Genomic DNA, 15,215 nt, shown 5'->3' on the forward strand with positions numbered 1-15,215 from the left:
ACATCGATGGGCTTCCCTCCCTCGCCGGCTTCGGGTCAGCTGACCACCATCGAGGTCTTCGAGGAGGTGGGCGATCCCCGTTGCGGCCCCGCCCTCATCGGACTGCTGGACAGCGACAACCCGACCGTCCGCGAATGGGCAGCCGCGGCCCTGGGGAACCTGGAGATCGAAGGCGCCATCGAGCCCCTGCGCCGCGCCTATCGCGCCTGCCTGGAACGGGCGACGCCACCGGACTGGAGTGAGCCCATCGGCATCAGCTGGGCCCTGACCGAACTCGGCGCACGCAGCCCCGTCGTCCCACCGCTCAGCGCGCGCCTACGCTCCACCGTCGCGGATGACGCCCCTGGCTGGCCCTCGGCCCACTTCACCGAGATCATCAACGACCTCGCCGACCACGCCCAAGTGATCCTCTACTCCCATTTCTGGCGAGTGGACAGCGGGGGCACATACGGGATCTCCGTTGCCTGGACTGGGAACTCGACTGGGCCGCGCCCTGGGAGCACCTAGTCGAAAAGTCCCGCGACTGGTCCTTGCTGGAAGCCTTCGAATCCCCCACCGGCGACAACATCTTCGTCGCCCCCACCTAGATCGACCGTACCGACCTACCCGGGGAGCTCACCGGTGCGACCGGTCATGGTGAGCCGGGGCCGACCGGTGCACCGAGGACTGGAAGGGCCCGATCCAGGATTGCGAACGGGCGGGCCCCCAGTGGCCCCGCTGAGTCTCACCACAACGAGCGATGAGGACGCGACCGAAAGGCGATTGCCCAGCCGTGGGGAACGACGGGGAGCAAAGAGGCAACGGGCAACCCCGCCGAACCCCGGCCCTTGACGTACACCTCGTGTCAAACTCCCTCTCGGATGCGAAGCGAAACGAATCCGTCACGATGTGTGCTTGACGTCGGGCTTGACGTCAGCCAGTGAAAGTTGAACGGACGTTCCCTGCGAGGGTGCACCGCTCTCGCAGTCGCTGTTCGAGGGGGAGGGCAGCAATGAGCACAGCTTCACGTTTCGGCCCAGAACTTCGCCGATTGCGGCAGGTGGCGGGACTGACTCTGACTCAGTTCTCCAAAGCGCTGAATTACGACAAGGGGCACCTCAGCAAGGTTGAGCGCGGGAAGCGTTCCGCGTCCTCCGAACTGGTTCGCCGGTGCGACGCGTTCCTCGGAGCGAACGGCGAGCTGCAAAGCCTTGTAGACCACCCCGAACCCGGCTCGGACACCGCCGAGACCTCCGTCTGTCCCAGTCTCGGGACCGTCAGGCGCCGGACGGTTCTCGCAGCGGGTACCGGGGCACTGATCGACTTCCGCCTGAAGGCCGGCGGTCAGGCTTCCTCAGCCGCCGACTCTCTTCTCCCCTCGTTCCGCGCACAGTTCGACCAGTTACGACAGCTCGGCCAGTCCACCGCACCGAAGGCCCTGCTTCCTCTGCTGGAGATACAGACGCGCAGGGTCGCCGAGCTGGCCGCCGACGTCCCGTCCGCCGCTCGGCCCCCCGTGTTCGTACTCGCGTCGCGGTTCGCGGAATTCACCGGCTGGATTGCCCAAGAGGCAGGGGACAGCGGTGCGGCTCTCGACTGGACCGATGAGGCCACCGAGCTGGCGCGCGCCGGAGGTGATCCGCACCTTGCTTCCTACGCGCTTGTGCGACGTGCGCTGGTCACCCTCTACGGCGGCGACGCCGCAGGCACCATCACCCTGGCCCGCAGGGCTCAGAGCGATGAACTCCCGCCGCGTATCAGGGGACTCGCGGCCCAGCGGGAGGCGCAGGGACACGCCCTGGCCGGTGACGAACGTGACTGCTTCCGCAGTCTCGACAAGGCACGGGAACTCCTGGACCGCGACGACGCCCGCAGCGGCGCCGAGCCCGTGATCGGCACCACTCACGTGAGCGATCCCGCAGCGATGACGACCGGCTGGTGCCTGTACGACCTCGGTCACCCCAAAGCCGCCGCCGAGGTCCTTGACCGCGAATACCGCCGTCTGCCGCCGTACGCGCTGCGCACTCGTACCCGCTACGGCTTTCGCAGGTCCCTGGCCCACGCCGCCTCCGGCGAGGTCGAGCACGCGTGCGCGATCGCCGGGAAGCTCCTGGGGGTGATGCCAGCCGTGCCTTCGGCGACGGTGAACAGCGACATCCAGCGTCTCGCGCAAGAGCTCTCCAGGTTCCGGAGCAGCAGGGCCGTACGCGATCTGCAACCGACGCTGGCACAGGTGCTCGCCCCCGCGCACAGCTGACCCCGAACCCACGACCGAGACCGACTCACACTGCCCGAGCCGCCGTACGCCCTCCCGTGGACGGTTCATGCCGTCACACGGCCGGGACCTCATGTGTCCGGGCGCGAAGGCCGCGGGTCCGTTGCCCTTGGCTTCCGTCTTCCGTCCTTCTCTCACAAAGGAACTCCCCATGGCCGACGTCTTCGTCAACTACCGCACGGGCGACGAGGAATCCGCAGCAACCATGATCGCCCGGGAACTTGTCCGGCGGTTCGGCCAACAGCAGGTCTTCTTCGCCAGCAAGTCGATCGAGGCGGGGCGCCGGTTCCCGGCGGAACTGGTCAGGGGACTGGAGGAGTGCGCGGCGCTCCTCGCCGTCATCGGCCCGCGCTGGACGGAGGTGCGAGGACCCGACGGCCGCCCCGCTCTCCAGTCCGAGCAGGACTGGACCCGTCGTGAGATTCAGACGGCGCTCGACCGCGGGATCCTCGTGATCCCCGTACTCGTCGGAAAAGCCACGCGGATCGACCCCGCCGCCCTCCCCGACGATCTGCGGGAGCTGGCGGACTGCCAGTACAAGCGGTTCGACCACCGCAACGACCAGTCGGACTTGACGGCGATCGGCGACGCCCTCGCGCGGCAGCTGCCGGAGCTGGCCGAGGTGGATCGCGACGATCGTGCCGCGCGGGAGCATGCGGAGGCGGAATCGCGCGAGAAGCAGCTGACCGATGGCTCCGGACAGTCCAGGATGCGTACCCGCGATCTCGAGCAGCGCGTGCGCGGCGGCATCGGAAACCTCAACGGGGACCTGTCGGGCACCTTCGTCAACGAGCCGCATGGTCCCGTGAACACCGGTCGCGGTCACCAGTACAACGCTCCCCACTTCGAGGGCGACAACGCGGGGGTCCAGTTCACGGCGGGTGACAACAACGGGACGGTCCACCAACGCTTCGAGCGCGAGCGCCGACGCTCGGACGACGAGCGTTGACCGAGCGAGAGAACGTCACCGTCAACGATCCGCACGGACCGGTGAACAACGGCGATGGTCACCAGCACAACTACTACGGTGTCGCCGCGGATTGGATGATCCGCAAGGGAGTCGAGTCCCTCCGGATCAGCCTTGAGGACCGCTTACGCCTGGCCGACCGGTTCGTTCGCCCGGTGGGCTATCGCAGCGCCGCCGACCGCTTGGAGAAGCCGGGATCGATCCTGCTGCTGAAGGCTCCGTCCGGCAGCGGCCGCCGTGCCGCAGCGATCATGTTGCTGCACGAGCTCGGCGAGGATGCGGACACCGACGGGCAGGAAGGCCGGTTCGATGAACTCCCGACCACAGAGACGGAGGAGGGCCGAGGCACTCTCACTCCCGAGAGGGGGGACCGGTTCCTCCTCGACCTCTCCAGGATCGCCGACGCGGAGGAGTACGCCGAATCCCAGCGCCGCCTGGCCGTGCAACGGTCACAGGTCCAGGAGGCGGGAGCCCACATGGTCGTCGTCCTGCCATGGGGCATGGAGCACGCTCTCTCTCCGGACCTCGAACCGCACACGGTGAGGCTGGTGCGCCCCCGCGGCGTTGCCGTCGTCACACGGCACCTCCGCATGAACCGTATGGCCTTCCGTTCCGCGGACCTGGGCGGCGCCGACCTCCGGCGCCTGTGCGACCACTCCCCCATGCGGGAACTGGCACGGCTCGCGGAGCTGGTGAGGGCCGCTCGGGACGGTGGCCGGTTCGGCACCGACTTCGCGGGATGGCTCGATGAGGCGATACACGCGGTGACCGACCGGGCCGGTGAGGTGAGCCAACAGATGAAGTCGGTCCTCACCGCGCCCGAGCGGGCCCTCCTGCTCACGACAGCGGTGTTCGAGGAGGTCCAGGCCGACACCGTCTACGAGGCGTGGAGGGGCCTGATGAGGACGGTGGGGCACGAGGAAGAGGCGACGACCGAGCTGGCACGGACGGATTTCGGGGCGCGGTTGGCGGACCTCGGGGTCGAGCGGGGCCCGGACGGCCGGCTCCGCTTCGAGCGGCTGGCCTATGCCGACGCCCTGCGGACATACTTCTGGACAAACTTTCCCGGGATACGCGACGACCTCAGGGACTGGATCGGTCATGCCGCCGGACTGCCCGGTCTGACGACCGACGACCGGGTCAAGGTGGTCGTCCGCTTCGCCGAGCACTCTCTGGCCGTCGGACGGCCCGACCACCTGATCAACCTGGTGGTCCGCTGGACGGACAGCGCAGCAGGGACGTCCCGAGACCCCCGAGCCGTCGCGGCCCTCGAACTCGGTCTCAGCCACGAGGGGTTCGGGGGAAGGTTTCGCAGCTGGATGTACACCTGTGTGACATCCAGGACCTTGCCGGACGGCCTCGTCCGCGTCCTGACCACCGCCTGCCTCCAGAACCTCGCCGCTACACACCCGGATCAGGCGATGGTGCGGCTCCGTCACCTCGCCGTACGGGACGGGGAGGCGGCACGTGAGGCCCGTGAGGCTCTCCTCGGCCTCCTCGGCCGTGACCATCGGCGCTACCAGCAGCTGCTGGAGAGCCTGCGGAACCGTGCGCGTCGGGAGCGGCAGAGGGCGGAGCCCCAGCTCCGGCTGCTGACCGAGTTGTTGAGGAGCGACCAAACACCGGAGCCGCCACCGTGGCCGGACCTGTTCCGGGGCTGGGAGACGGTTTTCTCCCAGCCGCCGACACAACTCTGGAACCCGATGGTGAGTAGCTGGCTCGACGCCGCAGCGGGCGACGCTTCCCGGGACGCGGCGCTGGGCGGGATGGTCGCAGCGACACACGGCCGCACGACCGCCCTCCACCGTCTCTATGCCATCGCCTGCGACTGGTCAGGGCTCGCGCCCGGCCCGTCCCGGGCAGCCGTCGCCACGCGCTTCTGGGAACACATCGACCAGGCTCAGTACGCCTGTTCGAAGAACGCGAAGTATTCGGGCGCCGGTCCACGGATCATGGAAGAGGGACAATGACACACCGCTTCCCCAGCCTGCTGTTCGTCGCTCTCTGCGGCCTCACACCGGCCGTACTCGGCAACCTCATGCACTGGTCGGCGTGGCTGTGGGGCTTCATGTCCATGGTCACGGTCTCGGGCTCCCTGCTGCTCGTGATGACAGTGCTCAGCCGTACGTCGGCCGCCCCTTACGAGCGGGAAGAACCCGAACAACCCCCCACGCCGACAGAGCCGCCACACCAGGAGACGCGGGTCCTTGACGCGGCGCTGCCAAGCGCTGTGGACGGCTACGACTTCCTTTTCTCGGCCACCGTGTGGTGGAAACCGCTTCCCGGGCACCCCGTCCGGTCCGACGGTGCCTCCCAGGCCCTCGCCGTGTCCTCTATCGTCAGCCGAGCCCTGGAGGTCGTCCACCGCGAGGAGCCCGGCCGGGCGAGCTTCGCTCGATACCTCTTGGAGGGGGAGCTGGCTGTCTCGCTCCCGGACCGGAGCGGACGGGTGGACGCGCTCGCGGCCGATGTGACCCTGACCCTCGCCCACGCCGACCGGGAACGCCTGCGGAAGCTGAACGACCTTCGCAAGGACGAGGAGATCTGGGAGTACGAGCGTGAGCACGAGCGCAACAAGCGGCGCTACCTCGGTGACGACGTGCTCAAGAGCGCGGGCAGTGCGGTGGTGTGGTGGCTCGCCCGCCACGAGGACGAGATCGAGAAGGCGGTCGCCATGATCGGCCCGCTCGCCCAGATCTCGGCGGCGGCCAACGACGAGGAGGTGCCCGAGCTCTTCCACCATCTGCTCGTCCCGCCCAAGGACGCGCGAAGCGAGGCGACCGTCCGGGATCCGCTGTGGGACGGGGACGGCGGGGCTGGGGGAACATTCGACCGCGAGGAGGACGTGGGAGTCGCGGATCGGCTGCTCCTGCTGCTCGATGCACTGGGTCTGAAATCGGACATGGACGAGTACACGGTGTTCGTGCACCGGGTGGTGCGAAGCCTGGAAGCAGAAGGACTCTTTGACGCCGCCGAGGAGATCCGGCAGACCCTTCTGACGCCAGCCGAGAACAGGGGCGACGATCCGGAGGATGAGGACCCAGGCGACGTGACGCCACCGTCTGCCTGGGACACCCCACAGCGCAATTTCAGCAAGGAGAACGAGCAGGGGCCCGACTCCGAAGAGCCGGACCCCATCTGACCTGCACGTATACCGGATCAGCGACGTGGGGACACGTCACCCGCTACACATTGAACCGGAACTCCACCACATCCCCGTCCCGCATCACATACTCCTTGCCCTCCATCCGAGCCTTCCCCTTCGCGCGGGCCTCCGCCACGGACCCCGTCTCGACCAGGTCCTCGAAGGAGATGACCTCCGCCTTGATGAAGCCCTTCTGGAAGTCGGTGTGGATGACTCCGGCGGCCTCGGGGGCGGTGGCGCCCTTCTTGATGGTCCAGGCGCGGGATTCCTTGGGGCCGGCCGTGAGGTAGGTCTGGAGGCCGAGGGTGTTGAAGCCGACGCGGGCGAGGGTGGCGAGGCCGGGCTCCTCGGCGCCGACGGACTCCAGCAGCTCCATCGCGTCCTCCTCGTCCAGCTCCGCGAGGTCCGCCTCCAGCTTGGCGTTGAGGAAGATCGCCTCGGCCGGGGCGACCAGCGCGCGCTGGGCGTTCTTGAAGTCCTCGTCCACCAGCTCGTCCTCGTCGACGTTGAAGACGTAGAGGAAGGGCTTCGTCGTCAGGAGGTGCAGGTCGTGCAGCAGCTCCTCGTTGCCGGAGCCCTGGACGATGCCCGCCGAGAACAGCGTGTCGCCCTTCTCCAGGATCTCCTTCGCCTCCTCGACCGCCTTCACCTTCGGCGCGACGTCCTTCTTGATCCGCGACTCCTTCTGCAGGCGCGGCAGGACCTTCTCGATGGTCTGGAGGTCGGCGAGGATCAGCTCGGTGTTGATCGTCTCGATGTCGTCCTTCGGCGAGACCTTGCCGTCCACGTGCACGACGTTCTCGTCCTGGAAGGCCCGGATGACCTGGCAGATCGCGTCGGACTCGCGGATGTTCGCCAGGAACTTGTTGCCCAGGCCCTCGCCCTCGGAGGCGCCGCGCACGATGCCCGCGATGTCGACGAAGTCCACCGTCGCCGGGAGGATGCGCTCCGACGAGAAGATCGACGCCAGCTGGGCGAGACGGCCGTCGGGGACGCCGACCACGCCGACGTTCGGCTCGATCGTGGCGAACGGGTAGTTGGCCGCCAGCACGTCGTTCTTGGTCAGGGCGTTGAACAGGGTCGACTTGCCGACATTGGGCAGGCCGACGATTCCGATCGTGAGCGACACGTTGCGACTTCCCGTAGAGGAGTGGGCCAGGGGCTGCCAGGGCCCAGGGGACACCGGCCGATCCACCAGTTTACGGCGTCCGCGTCGGGCTATTAGCGGGAGCGTCCCCCGTCCGGCCGGACCGACCCCCCGGACATGTCTTCGGCGTGTCTGATGGGCGATTCGGCACATAAACAGACCTAAGTTGGTCCAGTGGAGCAACACAGAACGCGACCTCCGAAAGACGGGCCGCGACGCGGCACACCCACGCCCGCGCACCTACCGCCGCAGGCCCGGCGTGGTCCGGACGCCGCGCGCGGCACGGCCGGGGTGCCCGTCGCGGTCCGCCGCGGCCCCGAGGCCGTACGTGGCCCCGTCGACGGGCCGGGCGCCGCGCCCACCGGCCGGCGCTTCCCGAACCCCCGCCTCACCGGGCTCGGCGGCGGCCTCTTCTGCGTGGCCGCGATGCTGCTGCTCGGCGGCCTGGACGCCCTGCTGTTCGGCTCGTCGCTGATCGCCTACGGCGTGCTGTTCGTGCCCGTCTGCGTGCTCACCGCGCTCTGGGTACGGGCCGGTGACGTGCTCACCGCCCCCGTGGCCCTGCCGATCGCCTTCGGCGCCGGGCTCTTCCCCGTCGCCGACGGCAGCGCGGGGTTCCTCGGCTCCCTGATGGGCGTCTTCACCGGCCTCGCCACCCAGGCGGGCTGGCTCTACGGCGGCACGCTGGTCGCCGGGGTGATCGTCCTCGTACGCCGGGTGCGCTGGGTCCGCAGCAGACGGCGCCGTCCATAGCGCAACAGGCCCTCCTACAGCTGGTCCCCCCTTCTGGGTGGTTCCGGAGGGTGTATTCCGCCGCCGTCCTTGACGTCCACCGCGCAGGTGCGTCGGTCGTAGGACTGGTCGTTGGGGATGAACAGCACTCCGGCAACCCGCTCAGGGTGCTCGACGGCGAGCCATTCGTCGCCCGTATCGGGGTCGGCGGCCGGTCCGAACGCCTGGGACGACTCGACCAAGTCGCACCCCAACACCACGCGCTCCTTGTCGACCGCGCAGACGTCCACCGCGGAGTCGGAAGCCTCGTCGGCTCCGTCGAAGCGGAAGCGGAAGTGGACCTGGTCACCTTCGGCGGGCACCTGTGGGTGGGGCTCGAGGCGCCAGTCGACGACCACGGCGGTGACGCCGAGCGGCCGCCCGTCCGTGTCCACGACCCGCACCCTGGCACCGGGCGTGCCGCGCTCCGCCGTCGTGTCGGTGCAGCCCCAGGAGGAGCAGCCGGACAGGGCGAGCGCCACCAGAGCCAGTGGAGCGACGGCGAACGCGCGGGCGGGTAGCACGGGGACGACCTCCGGATCGGAGCCACGGACGGGGCAGCGTATCCCGGAGCCCGGCAGCTGCCCCGGCCTCGCTACTCCGCCGAAGCCCGCTGCTCCGCCCGCATCGCCGCGCCCACGATGCCCGCGTTGTTCTGGAGCTGGGCCGGGACGATCTCGGCCTTGATGCCGGTGATGTGCGGGAGGAACTTCTCGGCCTTGCGGCTCACCCCGCCGCCGATGATGAACAGCTCGGGCGAGAACAGCATCTCCAGGTGCGCGAGGTACTTCTCGACCCGCCGCGCCCAGTGCTCCCAGGTGAGGTCGCCGTCCTCCTTGGCCTTGCTGGACGCCTTCTTCTCCGCGTCGTGGCCGTTCAGCTCGACGTGGCCCAGCTCGGTGTTGGCGACCAGCACGCCGTCGGTGAAGACCGCGCTGCCGATGCCGGTGCCGAAGGTGAGCACGATGACCGTGCCCCGCCGCCCGCGCCCGGCGCCGAACCGCATCTCGGCGAGGCCGGCCGCGTCCGCGTCGTTGACCAGGGTGACCGGCAGGCCGCCCAGCCGCTCGCTGAACAGGGTGCGGGCGTCCGTGCCGACCCAGCTCTTGTCGACGTTGGCCGCGGTGAGGATGGTCGCGCCGTCCTCGACCACTCCGGGGAAGGTCAGCCCGACCGGGCCGGTCCAGCCGAAGTGGTCGATCACTTCCTTGACGCCGTCGGCGACACCCTCGGGGGTCGCCGGATGCGGGGTGAGCACCTTGCAGCGCTCCTGGGCGAGATCGCCCTTTTCCAGGTCCACCGGGGCACCCTTGATCCCGGACCCGCCGATGTCCACGCCGAAGATCTGCATGGCCCCACGTTACGGCGTACGACTGACGGTCACGCCTCGGGCGTACCGGTTCCGCCGCGCTGGGCCGCCAGGGCGGCGGCTTCCTCGCGCAGATCGCGGCGCAGCTCCTTGGGGAGGGAGAAGGTGATGGACTCCTCGGCCGCCTTGACCAGCTCCACGTCGCCGTAGCCGCGCTGGGCCAGCCACTCGAGGACCTCCTCGACGAGGACCTCGGGGACGGAGGCACCGGAGGTGACGCCGACCGTGGTGACGCCGTCCAGCCAGGCTTCGTCGATCTCACCGGCGAAGTCCACGAGGTACGCCTCGCGGGACCCGGCGAGCTTGGCGACCTCGACGAGCCGCACGGAGTTGGAGGAGTTGCGCGAGCCGACCACGATGACCAGCTCCGCCTCGGCGCCCATCTGCTTCACCGCGAGCTGGCGGTTCTGGGTGGCGTAGCAGATGTCGTCGCTGGGCGGGGAGACCAGGCCGGGGAACTTCGCCTTGAGGGCGTCGACGGTCTCCATGGTCTCGTCCACGGACAGGGTGGTCTGGGAGAGCCAGACGACCTTGGACGGGTCGCGGATCTCGACCTTGGCGACGTCCTCGGGGCCGTCGACGAGCTGGATGTGCTCGGGGGCCTCGCCGGAGGTGCCGATGACCTCCTCGTGGCCCTCGTGCCCGATGAGGAGGATGTCGTAGTCGTCGTTGGCGTAGCGGACGGCTTCCTTGTGGACCTTGGTGACCAGCGGGCAGGTGGCGTCGATGGTGGCCAGCTGTCCGCGCTTCGCCTCCTCGTGCACGGTCGGGGCGACGCCGTGCGCGGAGAACATGACGATGTGGCCCGGCGGCACCTCCTCCGTCTGCTCGACGAAGATCGCGCCCTTCTTCTCCAGGGTCTGCACGACGTACTTGTTGTGGACGATCTCGTGCCGGACGTAGATCGGGGCCCCGTACTGTTCGAGGGCCTTCTCGACGGCGATCACGGCGCGGTCCACACCGGCGCAGTAGCCACGGGGGGCGGCGAGCAGGACACGGCGGCCAGGCGAAGCGGTCATGCGTCCCATCGTAAGGCCGGGTGGCCGACCCCGTAGATCCCCCCAGGGGGGTGTCCCCGGCGCACCCCCTTTGTCGGTGGCGGCCGTTACGCTCGCCGCATGGCTGTGAACACATCGCCCGAGGCCCCGCTCCCGGTCGGGGAGGTCTCCCGGCTGATCGGACGCTGGATCGACCGGCTGGGCGCGGTGTGGGTCGAGGGGCAGATCACGCAGCTGTCGCGGCGGCCCGGCGCCGGGGTGGTGTTCCTGACGCTGCGCGACCCCTCGCACGACATCTCGGTGAGCGTGACCTGCTACCGGCAGGTGTTCGACGCGGTCGCGGACGTGGTCGGCGAGGGCGCGCGGGTCGTGGTGCTCGCCAAGCCGGAGTGGTACGCCCCGCGCGGCCAGCTCTCGCTGCGCGCCGCCGAGATACGTCCGGTGGGCGTGGGCGAGCTGCTGGCGCGGCTGGAGCAGCTGAAGAAGTCGCTGGCGGCGGAGGGGCTGTTCGCGGCCGACCGCAAGAAGCCGCTGCCGTTCCTGCCGCAGCTGATCGGGCTGGTGTGCGGCCGGGCCTCGGCGGCGGAGCGTGACGTGCTGGAGAACGCCCGGCACCGCTGGCCCGCCGTCCGCTTCGAGGTGCGCAATGTGCCGGTGCAGGGGGTGCACGCGGTGCCGCAGGTGGTCCAGGCGGTCAAGGAGCTGGACGCGCGGGACGACGTGGACGTGATCGTGGTGGCCCGTGGCGGGGGCAGCGTGGAGGATCTGCTGCCGTTCTCCGACGAGGAGCTGATCCGGGCGGTGGCGGCCTGCCGTACGCCGGTGGTCTCGGCGATCGGCCATGAGCCGGACACCCCGCTGCTGGACCTGGTGGCCGACCTGCGCGCCTCCACCCCGACCGACGCGGCCAAGAAGGTCGTCCCGGACGTGGGCGAGGAGCTGGCGCGGGTACGGATGCTGCGCGACCGGGGCCGCCGCTGCGCCCACGCCCTGCTGGAGCGGGAGGAACGGGGGCTCGCCCACGCGCTGGCCCGGCCGGTGATGGAGCACCCGCACCGGATGCTGGACGAGCGGGCCGAGCAGCTGGACGCCCTGCTGGGCCGCGCCCGGCGCACGCTGGGCCATCTGCTGGACCGGGCGGAGTCGGAGCTGACCCACACCCACGCGCGCGTGGTCGCCCTCTCCCCCGCGGCCACGCTGAAGCGCGGTTACGCGGTCCTCCAGAAGGAGGACGGCCACGTGGTCCGCGACCCGGCCGAGGTGAGCGAGGGCGAGCCGCTGCGGGCCCGGGTGGCGGCGGGCGAGCTCGCCGTACGGGTCGATGTCGGCGGCGATGAATAGGGTGGGCGGATGAGCAGCAAGGTGGACGAGGCGCTGTCGTACGAGCAGGCGCGGGACGAGTTGATCGAGGTCGTGCGGCGGCTGGAGGCGGGCGGTTCGACGCTGGAGGAGTCCCTCGCGCTGTGGGAGCGCGGCGAGGAGCTGGCCAAGGTGTGCCGCCGTTGGCTGGAGGGGGCGCGGGAGCGGCTGGACGCGGCCCTCGCGGAGGAGGCGGACGAGGAGGAGGCTGACTAGCCGGACCGGGAGGCTTTGTTAAAGCTTGAACTTCTCTGGCGTAGGGTCGGGTCCGTCAGCCGGTCCCGCACCGCGGGCCGTACGCGCACCCCAGGAAGTCACGCATGTCTCTCGTTCTCGACCCGGCCGCCCAGGACCTGCTGTTCCGCGAGGCCCGCACCGCGAACTCCTTCACCGACGAGCCGGTGACCGACGAGCAGGTCCGGGCGATCTACGACCTGGTGAAGTACGGCCCCACCGCCTTCAATCAGACCCCGCTGCGGATCACCCTGGTCCGCTCCCCCGAGGCCCGCGAGCGGCTGCTGAGTCACCTGGCCGAGGGCAACCGCGCCAAGACCGCGTCGGCCCCGCTGGTGGCGATCCTCTCCGCGGACAACGAGTTCCACCAGGAGCTGCCCGCCCTGTTCCCGGCGTTCCCGCAGGCCAAGGACGCCTTCTTCGCCGAGCGCCCGGTCCGTGAGCGCTCCGCCGCGCTGAACGCCGCGCTCCAGGCCGCCTACTTCGTCGTCGGCGTCCGTGCCGCCGGTCTGGCCGCCGGCCCGATGACCGGCTTCGACGGCGAGGGTGTCCGCAAGGAGTTCCTGGACGACGACCACACCCCGCTGATGATCGTCAACATCGGCCGCCCGGCCGCGGACGCCTCGCACCCGCGCGGCCCGCGCCTGTCGTACGACGACGTGATCACGACCGTCTGAGCAGTGCTCTCCCGGCCGCGCACGGCCGACGCGAAGGCCCCCGGAATGCGCTTCCGGGGGCCTTCGCGCATCGTGAGAGGGGGTGGTCACGCCATCTTGAGCGCCGTCGCCATGGTGGTCAGGCGGTCGAAGGACGCGGTACCGGACACCACGGTGGTGGAGCCGGGGGTGTCCTCCAGGACGAGGGCGTCGTAGCGGCCGCCGGTGTAGCGGGTCCAGGTGCGGCCGTCGATCTTCTCGGTCCGCTTGGTCACCGAGGAGCCCTGGGTGGCCTGCTGGATGAAGTCGGAGCGCTTCTGGGTGGACTGCTCGACCTGTACGTACTGGCCCTCGGGGTCCTGGAAGCCGAGGTGCCAGCGGTCTGACTCGTCGCTGCGGAAGCGGACGGAGGTCGCCTTCCAGGTGTCCGGCAGCCCCTCGGGGGCCGCCACCGGGTAGCTCACGGCCCGGCGCGCCGTGGTCGTCTCGACCGTGTAGTCGACCCGAGGGAGGTCGGGCTTGTGGTCGTCGTGCGGGACGAACACGTAGATGACCGCCGCCGCGATTCCGATGAGGGCCAGGGAGAGGATCATGTCCCGGACCGTCTTCTGCTTGCCGTTCGAACCTGCCACGCCTCCTATGGTCTCAGGTGCCCTCCGCGCTCATCCGTGGGGCCCCCTGCTCATTTTGTAAGCCCGGGGATAGAGTCACCCCATACTCATCCGGCCGTCGTCGTATCAGAAAGGTGCGCTCCGATGACCGAGCATCATCTGCCGTCCGAACTCGATGTCCCCTCCGAGGCCCCTGACCGCAACCTCGCCCTGGAACTCGTCCGGGTCACCGAAGCCGCGGCCATGGCCGCGGGCCGCTGGGTCGGCCGGGGCGACAAGAACGGCGCCGACGGCGCCGCCGTGCGCGCCATGCGGACCCTCGTCTCCACCGTCTCGATGAACGGCGTCGTCGTCATCGGCGAGGGCGAGAAGGACGAAGCCCCGATGCTCTTCAACGGGGAGCGGGTCGGCGACGGGACGGGGCCCGAGGTCGACATCGCCGTCGACCCCATCGACGGCACCACGCTGACCGCGAAGGGCATGGCGAACGCGATCGCCGTGCTGGCCGCCGCCGAGCGGGGTGCCATGTTCGACCCTTCCGCCGTGTTCTACATGGACAAGCTGGTCACCGGGCCCGAGGCGGCCGACTTCGTGGACATCGACGCGCCCGTGTCGGTCAACATCCGCCGGGTCGCCAAGGCGAAGCGGCGCACGCCCGAGGACGTCACGGTCGTGATCCTGGACCGGCCCCGACACGAAGGGGTCATCAAGGAGATCCGGGACACCGGGGCGCGGATCAAGCTGATCTCCGACGGTGACGTGGCGGGGTCCATCCTCGCGCTGCGGGAGGGCACCGGCATCGACCTGCTGCTCGGCGTCGGCGGCACCCCCGAGGGGATCATCTCGGCCTGCGCGGTGAAGTGTCTGGGCGGGACGATCCAGGGCAAGCTGTGGCCCAAGGACGACCAGGAGCGGGAGCGGGCGATCGCCGCCGGTCACGATCTGGACCGGGTGCTGACCACGGACGACCTGGTGAGCGGGGAGAACGTGTTCTTCGTGGCCACCGGGATCACCGACGGCGAGCTGATGAGAGGGGTGCGGTACCGGTCGGAGACCGCGACCACCGACTCCATCGTGATGCGGTCCAAGTCGGGGACCGTGCGGAAGATCGAGTCCGAGCACCGGCTCAGCAAGCTGCGGGCCTACAGCGCGGTGGACTTCGATCGGGCCAAGTAGCGCCTGAGGAAGACGGGGCGCGGGTCTCTGGCGTGTGCCGGTCCCTTGTGGCTGGTCGCGCGGTTCCCCGCGCCCCTGGGTAGCTACAGTTCAGCCCGCTATGCGCGTTGCCGTCGTCTTCTGGAGTTCCACCTCGCGCCTGCGCCTGCGGGCCAGGACCACCCGGCGTTCGGCCGCGGTCAGGCCGCCCCAGACGCCGTAGGGCTCGGGCTGGAGCAGGGCGTGCTCGCGGCACTCGATCATCACCGGACAGCGGGCGCACACCCGCTTCGCCGCCTCCTCGCGGGACAGGCGGGCGGCGGTCGGCTCCTTCGACGGGGCGAAGAACAGACCGGCCTCGTCGCGGCGGCACACCGCCTCGGTGTGCCAGGGCGCGTCCTGATCCCTGTCTCGCGCCGGGCCCCGCTGGGCCGGAACGGCGGCTACCTGCAGGGACGAATGCGGCGGTTGCAGCACGGTCTACTCCTGACGACGGATTCGCTAGCGAGAGACGATGCAGCAAGCCCTACCCGTTGTACGCGCGCCTAT

At 69.8% G+C, this 15,215-nt stretch carries 16 protein-coding genes; 10 read left to right on the forward strand and 6 right to left on the reverse strand.

Going from position 1 to position 15,215, the window contains the following annotated elements:
• Positions 1–6 precede the first annotated feature (6 nt).
• From ACI2LY_RS11220 to ACI2LY_RS11240, 5 genes are all read left to right on the forward strand, one after another.
• Positions 7–507, forward strand: coding sequence for a HEAT repeat domain-containing protein (locus tag ACI2LY_RS11220; protein WP_404706926.1), 501 nt, complete (start codon positions 7–9; stop codon positions 505–507).
• A gap of 484 nt (positions 508–991) precedes the next feature.
• Positions 992–2,236: a helix-turn-helix domain-containing protein gene (locus ACI2LY_RS11225; RefSeq protein ID WP_404706927.1), complete on the forward strand. Its 1,245-nt coding sequence runs from the start codon at positions 992–994 to the stop codon at positions 2,234–2,236.
• 169 nt (positions 2,237–2,405) lie between these two features.
• Positions 2,406–3,203, forward strand: coding sequence for a toll/interleukin-1 receptor domain-containing protein (locus ACI2LY_RS11230; protein WP_404706928.1), 798 nt, complete (start codon positions 2,406–2,408; stop codon positions 3,201–3,203).
• A complete protein-coding gene (locus ACI2LY_RS11235; RefSeq protein ID WP_404706929.1) occupies positions 3,200–5,191 on the forward strand; it encodes a hypothetical protein in 1,992 nt (663 codons plus the stop codon). The genes ACI2LY_RS11230 and ACI2LY_RS11235 overlap by 4 nt, the downstream gene beginning before the upstream one ends.
• Complete coding sequence (locus tag ACI2LY_RS11240; RefSeq protein WP_404706930.1) at positions 5,188–6,363, forward strand: hypothetical protein; 1,176 nt, start codon at positions 5,188–5,190, stop codon at positions 6,361–6,363. The genes ACI2LY_RS11235 and ACI2LY_RS11240 overlap by 4 nt, the downstream gene beginning before the upstream one ends.
• Positions 6,364–6,406: 43 nt before the next feature.
• On the opposite strand, the gene ychF is transcribed toward ACI2LY_RS11240, so the two are convergent.
• A complete protein-coding gene (ychF, locus tag ACI2LY_RS11245) occupies positions 6,407–7,495 on the reverse strand; it encodes a redox-regulated ATPase YchF (RefSeq protein ID WP_393595446.1) in 1,089 nt (362 codons plus the stop codon).
• Between the two features lie 309 nt (positions 7,496–7,804).
• Between ychF and ACI2LY_RS11250 the strand changes: the two genes are divergently transcribed.
• Positions 7,805–8,266, forward strand: a complete 462-nt coding sequence (locus ACI2LY_RS11250; protein WP_404706931.1) for a DUF6542 domain-containing protein — start codon at positions 7,805–7,807, stop codon at positions 8,264–8,266.
• Between the two features lie 14 nt (positions 8,267–8,280).
• Here the strand turns inward: ACI2LY_RS11250 and ACI2LY_RS11255 are convergent, their stop codons facing one another.
• From ACI2LY_RS11255 to ACI2LY_RS11265, 3 genes are all read right to left on the reverse strand, one after another.
• Positions 8,281–8,808, reverse strand: coding sequence for a hypothetical protein (locus ACI2LY_RS11255; RefSeq protein ID WP_404706932.1), 528 nt, complete (start codon positions 8,806–8,808; stop codon positions 8,281–8,283).
• 71 nt (positions 8,809–8,879) lie between these two features.
• A complete protein-coding gene (gene ppgK / locus ACI2LY_RS11260; RefSeq protein WP_404706933.1) occupies positions 8,880–9,635 on the reverse strand; it encodes a polyphosphate--glucose phosphotransferase in 756 nt (251 codons plus the stop codon).
• Between the two features lie 29 nt (positions 9,636–9,664).
• Positions 9,665–10,681: a 4-hydroxy-3-methylbut-2-enyl diphosphate reductase gene (locus ACI2LY_RS11265; protein ID WP_393595450.1), complete on the reverse strand. Its 1,017-nt coding sequence runs from the start codon at positions 10,679–10,681 to the stop codon at positions 9,665–9,667.
• A 90-nt stretch (positions 10,682–10,771) separates the two neighbouring features.
• On the opposite strand from ACI2LY_RS11265, the gene xseA reads away from it, so the two are divergent.
• From xseA to ACI2LY_RS11280, 3 genes are all read left to right on the forward strand, one after another.
• Complete coding sequence (gene xseA / locus ACI2LY_RS11270; protein WP_404706934.1) at positions 10,772–11,992, forward strand: exodeoxyribonuclease VII large subunit; 1,221 nt, start codon at positions 10,772–10,774, stop codon at positions 11,990–11,992.
• A gap of 9 nt (positions 11,993–12,001) precedes the next feature.
• Complete coding sequence (locus ACI2LY_RS11275; protein WP_404706935.1) at positions 12,002–12,226, forward strand: exodeoxyribonuclease VII small subunit; 225 nt, start codon at positions 12,002–12,004, stop codon at positions 12,224–12,226.
• A 104-nt stretch (positions 12,227–12,330) separates the two neighbouring features.
• The gene (locus ACI2LY_RS11280) at positions 12,331–12,921 is read left to right on the forward strand and encodes a malonic semialdehyde reductase (protein ID WP_404706936.1); all 591 of its coding nucleotides are present in this window, start codon (positions 12,331–12,333) and stop codon (positions 12,919–12,921) included.
• An 86-nt stretch (positions 12,922–13,007) separates the two neighbouring features.
• Here ACI2LY_RS11280 and ACI2LY_RS11285 read toward each other — a convergent pair whose 3' ends face one another.
• Positions 13,008–13,532 (reverse strand): DUF4245 domain-containing protein, encoded by a 525-nt coding sequence (locus tag ACI2LY_RS11285; protein ID WP_404706937.1) that lies wholly within the window; start codon positions 13,530–13,532, stop codon positions 13,008–13,010.
• A gap of 123 nt (positions 13,533–13,655) precedes the next feature.
• On the opposite strand from ACI2LY_RS11285, the gene glpX reads away from it, so the two are divergent.
• Positions 13,656–14,687 (forward strand): class II fructose-bisphosphatase, encoded by a 1,032-nt coding sequence (gene glpX / locus ACI2LY_RS11290; RefSeq protein WP_404706938.1) that lies wholly within the window; start codon positions 13,656–13,658, stop codon positions 14,685–14,687.
• 90 nt (positions 14,688–14,777) lie between these two features.
• Here the strand turns inward: glpX and ACI2LY_RS11295 are convergent, their stop codons facing one another.
• Positions 14,778–15,143 carry a WhiB family transcriptional regulator gene (locus ACI2LY_RS11295; RefSeq protein ID WP_384362592.1) on the reverse strand — a complete coding sequence of 122 codons (366 nt, stop codon included), beginning with the start codon at positions 15,141–15,143 and terminating at the stop codon, positions 14,778–14,780.
• Positions 15,144–15,215 lie beyond the last annotated feature (72 nt).

This window comes from Streptomyces sp. NPDC002176, assembly GCF_044903645.1.
GTDB lineage: Bacteria > Actinomycetota > Actinomycetes > Streptomycetales > Streptomycetaceae > Streptomyces.

Bases quoted from the DNA above. Each gene is read 5' to 3' on its own strand.
- ACI2LY_RS11220 (WP_404706926.1), top strand. From the start codon at position 7: ATGGGCTTCCCTCCCTCGCCGGCTTCGGGTCAGCTGACCACCATCGAG.
- ppgK (WP_404706933.1), bottom strand. From the start codon at position 9,635: ATGCAGATCTTCGGCGTGGACATCGGCGGGTCCGGGATCAAGGGTGCC.
- glpX (WP_404706938.1), top strand. From the start codon at position 13,656: ATGACCGAGCATCATCTGCCGTCCGAACTCGATGTCCCCTCCGAGGCC.
- xseA (WP_404706934.1), top strand. From the start codon at position 10,772: ATGGCTGTGAACACATCGCCCGAGGCCCCGCTCCCGGTCGGGGAGGTC.
- ACI2LY_RS11240 (WP_404706930.1), top strand. From the start codon at position 5,188: ATGACACACCGCTTCCCCAGCCTGCTGTTCGTCGCTCTCTGCGGCCTC.
- ACI2LY_RS11230 (WP_404706928.1), top strand. From the start codon at position 2,406: ATGGCCGACGTCTTCGTCAACTACCGCACGGGCGACGAGGAATCCGCA.
- ACI2LY_RS11275 (WP_404706935.1), top strand. From the start codon at position 12,002: ATGAGCAGCAAGGTGGACGAGGCGCTGTCGTACGAGCAGGCGCGGGAC.
- ACI2LY_RS11280 (WP_404706936.1), top strand. From the start codon at position 12,331: ATGTCTCTCGTTCTCGACCCGGCCGCCCAGGACCTGCTGTTCCGCGAG.
- ACI2LY_RS11265 (WP_393595450.1), bottom strand. From the start codon at position 10,681: ATGGGACGCATGACCGCTTCGCCTGGCCGCCGTGTCCTGCTCGCCGCC.
- ACI2LY_RS11225 (WP_404706927.1), top strand. From the start codon at position 992: ATGAGCACAGCTTCACGTTTCGGCCCAGAACTTCGCCGATTGCGGCAG.